Consider the following 4,427-nt stretch of genomic DNA (forward strand, 5'->3'; position numbering starts at 1 on the left):
CCAGAACGCAGTCCATCAATTGCTTTTCCTTGGCCGGCGACTTCTTGTTCTTGATGAAGTCGTTGGCCTGCTCGACCGCCATCTGCGCCTGCGCGAAGGCGGGCTGCAGCACCGTTGCCTTGATGCCGCCCGAGGTGATGGAGTCGCGAACATCGTTCGATCCGTCGAAGCCGACGACGATGACATCCTTGCGGTTCGCCGCGGCAAGTGCCGCATAGGCGCCCATCGCCATCGTATCGTTGCCGGAGATCACGCCCTTGATGTCGGGGTTGGCCTGCAGGATCGATTCCATCTTGGAATAGGCTTCCGTCTGGCTCCAGTTGGCCGACTGCTGGGCGACCATCTTCAGGTCCGGATAGTCGTCGATGACGTCGTGATAACCCTTGGAACGAATGCCGGCATTGGTGTCGGATTCCTTGCCGACCAGCTCGACGAAATTGCCCTTCTCGCCCATCAGCTTGACGAATTCCTGCGCGCCGAGCTGGGCGCCCTGGTAGTTATTGGAGACGATCTGCGCGACGGCGACGCCGGTGGCGTTGATCTCGCGGTCGATCAGGAAGGACGGAATGCCTGCGTCCTTGGCCTTCTGTACCGCGGCGACGGTGGCGTCGGCGCCGGCATTGTCGAGGATGATCGCCTTGGCGCCGCGGCCGATCGCGGTGTCGATCAGCTCGGACTGCTTGTTGGCGTCGTCGTCATGGACCAGCACCAGCGCCTCGTAGCCGAGTTCCTTGGCCTTGGCTTCGGCGCCGACGGCTTCCGCCTTGAAGAACGGATTGTCGTGCGAGGGCGTGATGATGGCAATGAGATCCGCCGCATAGGCGGGCACGGCCGTGCCAAGCGCCAGCATGCCGGCGAAAGCCGCAAGCGTCATTCTGCGTGTAAGTTTCATGAAGTCCTCCCGTTTGAAAAATTGCCTTGGTTACCGAAAGCATCTGTCGGCATCCGAATTCGTCAGGCGGCGCGGGCGGCGGATCGCTTCGGGGCTAAAGAGCCGTTTGCCGGCTTCCCTCCACGGATCGTTGCTCCCCAGCCATCCTCCACTCGCCCACCGTACTCCTGCCAAAACCCTGTCGATCCGAGCCATGAACAGCTAAGCCAACTGGTATGATGAGTCAACCACGAATTCAGGTGATATGTACCTGATGAGCTACGATGCCGAGCGTCGGCAACGGTACGGCGACGTCGCGGCGGCAGCGCCTCTCCTCTTCAGGTGATACGCTGAATGCTGGCGGCGATCTCTTCCGGCTCGAACACGCGCTTCCAGTCGTCCCGCATCAGCACCGGCTTGCCGAACTCGATCGCCTTGTTGCAGGCATCCGAGAAAACGCCCTTGGTCTCGCCGAAAATGACGGCGCCCAGCACGTTCATATGGCCGAGCAGGAAGTCGAGCGCCGCCTGCTGGTCGACGCCGCGTGCCACGACCTCGTCGACGGCTTCCTTCATGACCACCAGCAGCGAGGCGCACACCGTCTCCGAAAGCCCGGGTTCCAGCAGCGCCATCTGTTCGACGCTGACGCGGTGCGAACGCATGACCGGCGCCCAGATGATCTTCGCGATCGCCTCGCCCTTGGCGTAATCCTCTTCCGGCCCCTGCATCAAGGCGCTGACCATATGCTGCTTGGCCTTGACGCCGCCGAAATAGTCCTTCTTTGCCGCCATATCTGTTTCGTCGTTGAAGATCGGCGGATGGCAGGGGTGGGTGACGAAATAGGTGAGGTCCGGTCGATTCGGCAGGTGGCCGGCGAAGGGTGCCGCCGCGTCGAGCACCACCACCATGGTGCCCGGCGCCAGCTTGCTCTCGATGCTGGTCGCCACCTTGCCGATATGCGTGTCGGGAACGGCCAGGATCACCACATCGGCGCCCTTGAGCGCTTCGTCGGCGCTGACAGTATCGAAACCCAGCCCGGTCTTCAGCCGTTCGCGGCCGGCATCGCTGACCTCGACATGGCGTATTGTGTAGGGCGACCCGCGAAAATTGGTCGACAGGCGGTAGCCCATTTTCCCACCGGCACCGAACAGCGCAATCGTTGTCATTTGGTCACTACTCCTGATCTCAGCGGACGGTATCGCCCGTCGTCAACTGATCAACTGGTATAATCACGCTACCACATTTTGGCAATCCGATAATGACAATGAGGATGCGGGTCATGTGCTTCGCCGCGTCATCGGCTGCCGCCCTCGCAAGCTCAAGCACGAGAACCATGGATGACGCGCTCGGGATATGATCTCTAGATCACCAGAAGAAGCCCGCGCTTGCCCGCTGAGTGCGCATGAGCGCTGCTCTGCCATCCCCAGAAATAGGAGGCATGTGATAGGGGTCGGAGGTCGGGCCGGGCGCTACTTCAAAAGATCGACCAGCATGTCGAAAGCCGCATCGATATCGCCGCGAACCGCCGCCTGAACTGCCTGCTCGTCCCGGTCGCGCAGGGCCGCAAACATCTGTTGATGGTATGTGTTCGCGGTCGAGTAGGATCCATGCAGCATATTGAAATAGGGGCTGATCTGCAGCCATAGATCCTTGATGATCTTGAGCAGGGTTTCGGATCCCGCTGCTCGGTAGATTGCGAAGTGGAAGGTATAATTCGCCCTGAGATAGGCCTTTACGTCGTCCGCGCCATTCGCGCGTTCCAGTGAGTCCAGATCGCGCGCGAAAATCGCAAGATCCGCATCACTGCGGTTCTGTGAGGCCCAGCCGGCGGCGATGGCCTCTATCTCAAAACGTACATTTCGCAAATCGGTGAGCCGCTCGCGGCTGAGCGCCGGAATACCAATGGAGCGCCCGGATACTACCGTCAGCGCGTTGGCTGCCGTCAGGCGCCGCAGCGCTTCCCTGACCGGCATCGGACTGACGCCAAAGGCGTCGGCGAGGCTCTGAACCGTGACCATCTCGCCCGGCACGATGCTGCCGTCGAGAATCAGTTCGGTGACCTGGTTGTAGACCCGGTCCTGCAGAGTTTCCTTGGACAGTGGAATGATCTCGACACCAGGCTTCCTGAACGCCGATCCAGCCATCTCCGGTCAACCTTCCCGCCCATGGGCGACACTATTGCTTGTGCCGGAATGCAAGGTTCGTGGTGCCACGTCAAGCGGCCGACATAGCCCGTTTTGATATAAACGATTTCATCATTGATATTTGATCAAATCATGATACGGTCGCTGGCATCGAATGACAAGGGTTTACGTTTTGTGCCCTTGGGAGGCATTTGGTCGTTCTGTTTGGGAGGAGTTCCACATGGGTATCGGATCGAAAGTCCGGCGGCTCGCGCTGCTGGCCGGCATGGCTGCGTGCGCCTTCGGCCTGTCCGCCGCGCAGGCCGCCGAGAAGCACAAGATCTTTCTCAGCATGAGCTACATCGGCAATGATTGGCAGGCGGAGGCGGCCAATATGGTCAAGGCCATGGCCGCTCATAAGAGCCTGGCCGACAAGGTCGACCTGCAGGTCCAGGTCGCTGGCCCCAACGCGCAACGCCAGATTCAGCAGATCAACGCAATGGTGCAAAGCGGCGCCGAAGCCATTGTCGTGTATCCGATCTCGCCGACCGCGCTCAACCAGGTCGTCAAGAATGCCTGCGACAAGGGCGTGAAGGTCTTTGCGTACGACGCCGAGATCACCGAGCCTTGTGCCTACAACGTCCACATAGACCAGCTGGAAGCGGGCAGGGTGACCGCCGAATGGCTGGTCAAGAAGCTCAATGGCAAGGGCAACATCATCGCCATCACGGGCGTCCCGGGAACATCCGTTGACGATCAGCGGACAAAGGCCGCCAAGGAAGTCTTCGCCAAGTATCCTGATATCAAGATCGTCGGCGAGGCTGTCGGCATGTGGAGCCAGGCGGTCGCCCGCACCGAACTTTCGAAAATCCTGGCCACCCGCAATTGGGACGACATCAACGGACTGTGGATGCAGGTCGGCTGCTTCACCGCCAACTCGATGCAGCTCGAGGCTGGCAAGAAGACCAGCGAACTCCTGCCTTGCGCCGGCGAAGGTTCCAATGGCGGCCGCATCCAGATGCTGCCGGAGGGCACCGAAGTCGAAGGTGCCGCTCCTCCTTATGCACCGGCGGGCGCACAACGCATTTCCTATGCCTCGCCGCCTTATTCGGGTGCGCTGGCGCTGAAGCTTGCCGTCGAGGCGATCGAAGGCAAGGACGTGCCGAAGACCACCATCCTGCCGCTGCCGGTCGTTACCAATGAGACGATCAAGCTGTGCGACGAAGGCACATGGGCGGAGATGAAGGCCGGCTGCAACGCCTTCAAGCCGTCGCTGGTCTCCAATCCGGGCTGGTTTGCCTCGATCTTCTCGGACCAGACACCCGAGGTCGGCCTTAATGCTGCCCTCGTCGGACAACCGGAGAACTAAGCCTCCCAAGGCCCGTGTGACGATGCACGGACAACTGTCCGTGCGTCGTCAATCCATGCCAAGC

4 protein-coding genes are annotated in these 4,427 nt (G+C 60.7%); 1 reads left to right on the plus strand and 3 read right to left on the minus strand.

What is annotated here, in order from left to right; all coding sequences use genetic code 11:
• From ENZ75_RS22560 to ENZ75_RS22575, 3 genes are all read right to left on the minus strand, one after another.
• A partial coding sequence (locus ENZ75_RS22560) for a D-ribose ABC transporter substrate-binding protein (protein WP_164887935.1) occupies positions 1-892 on the minus strand: 892 nt, incomplete at its 3' end.
• A 317-nt stretch (positions 893-1,209) separates the two neighbouring features.
• Positions 1,210-2,037 carry a phosphogluconate dehydrogenase C-terminal domain-containing protein gene (locus ENZ75_RS22565; protein WP_063167523.1) on the minus strand — a complete coding sequence of 276 codons (828 nt, stop codon included), beginning with the start codon at positions 2,035-2,037 and terminating at the stop codon, positions 1,210-1,212.
• A gap of 303 nt (positions 2,038-2,340) precedes the next feature.
• Positions 2,341-3,015, minus strand: a complete 675-nt coding sequence (locus tag ENZ75_RS22575) for a GntR family transcriptional regulator (RefSeq protein ID WP_013533053.1) — start codon at positions 3,013-3,015, stop codon at positions 2,341-2,343.
• Between the two features lie 220 nt (positions 3,016-3,235).
• Here ENZ75_RS22575 and ENZ75_RS22580 point away from each other — a divergent pair, with 220 nt between their 5' ends.
• The gene (locus ENZ75_RS22580) at positions 3,236-4,363 is read left to right on the plus strand and encodes a sugar ABC transporter substrate-binding protein (RefSeq protein WP_013533052.1); all 1,128 of its coding nucleotides are present in this window, start codon (positions 3,236-3,238) and stop codon (positions 4,361-4,363) included.
• Positions 4,364-4,427: the final 64 nt, after the last annotated feature.

Source organism: Mesorhizobium sp. M7A.F.Ca.CA.002.04.1.1, from assembly GCF_004022805.1.
In the GTDB taxonomy this organism is placed as follows: domain Bacteria; phylum Pseudomonadota; class Alphaproteobacteria; order Rhizobiales; family Rhizobiaceae; genus Mesorhizobium; species Mesorhizobium ciceri.

Excerpts from the sequence above, each read along its gene's own strand:
- ENZ75_RS22565 (WP_063167523.1), bottom strand. The coding sequence starts at position 2,037 with ATGACAACGATTGCGCTGTTCGGTGCCGGTGGGAAAATGGGCTACCGC.
- ENZ75_RS22575 (WP_013533053.1), bottom strand. The coding sequence starts at position 3,015 with ATGGCTGGATCGGCGTTCAGGAAGCCTGGTGTCGAGATCATTCCACTG.
- ENZ75_RS22580 (WP_013533052.1), top strand. The coding sequence starts at position 3,236 with ATGGGTATCGGATCGAAAGTCCGGCGGCTCGCGCTGCTGGCCGGCATG.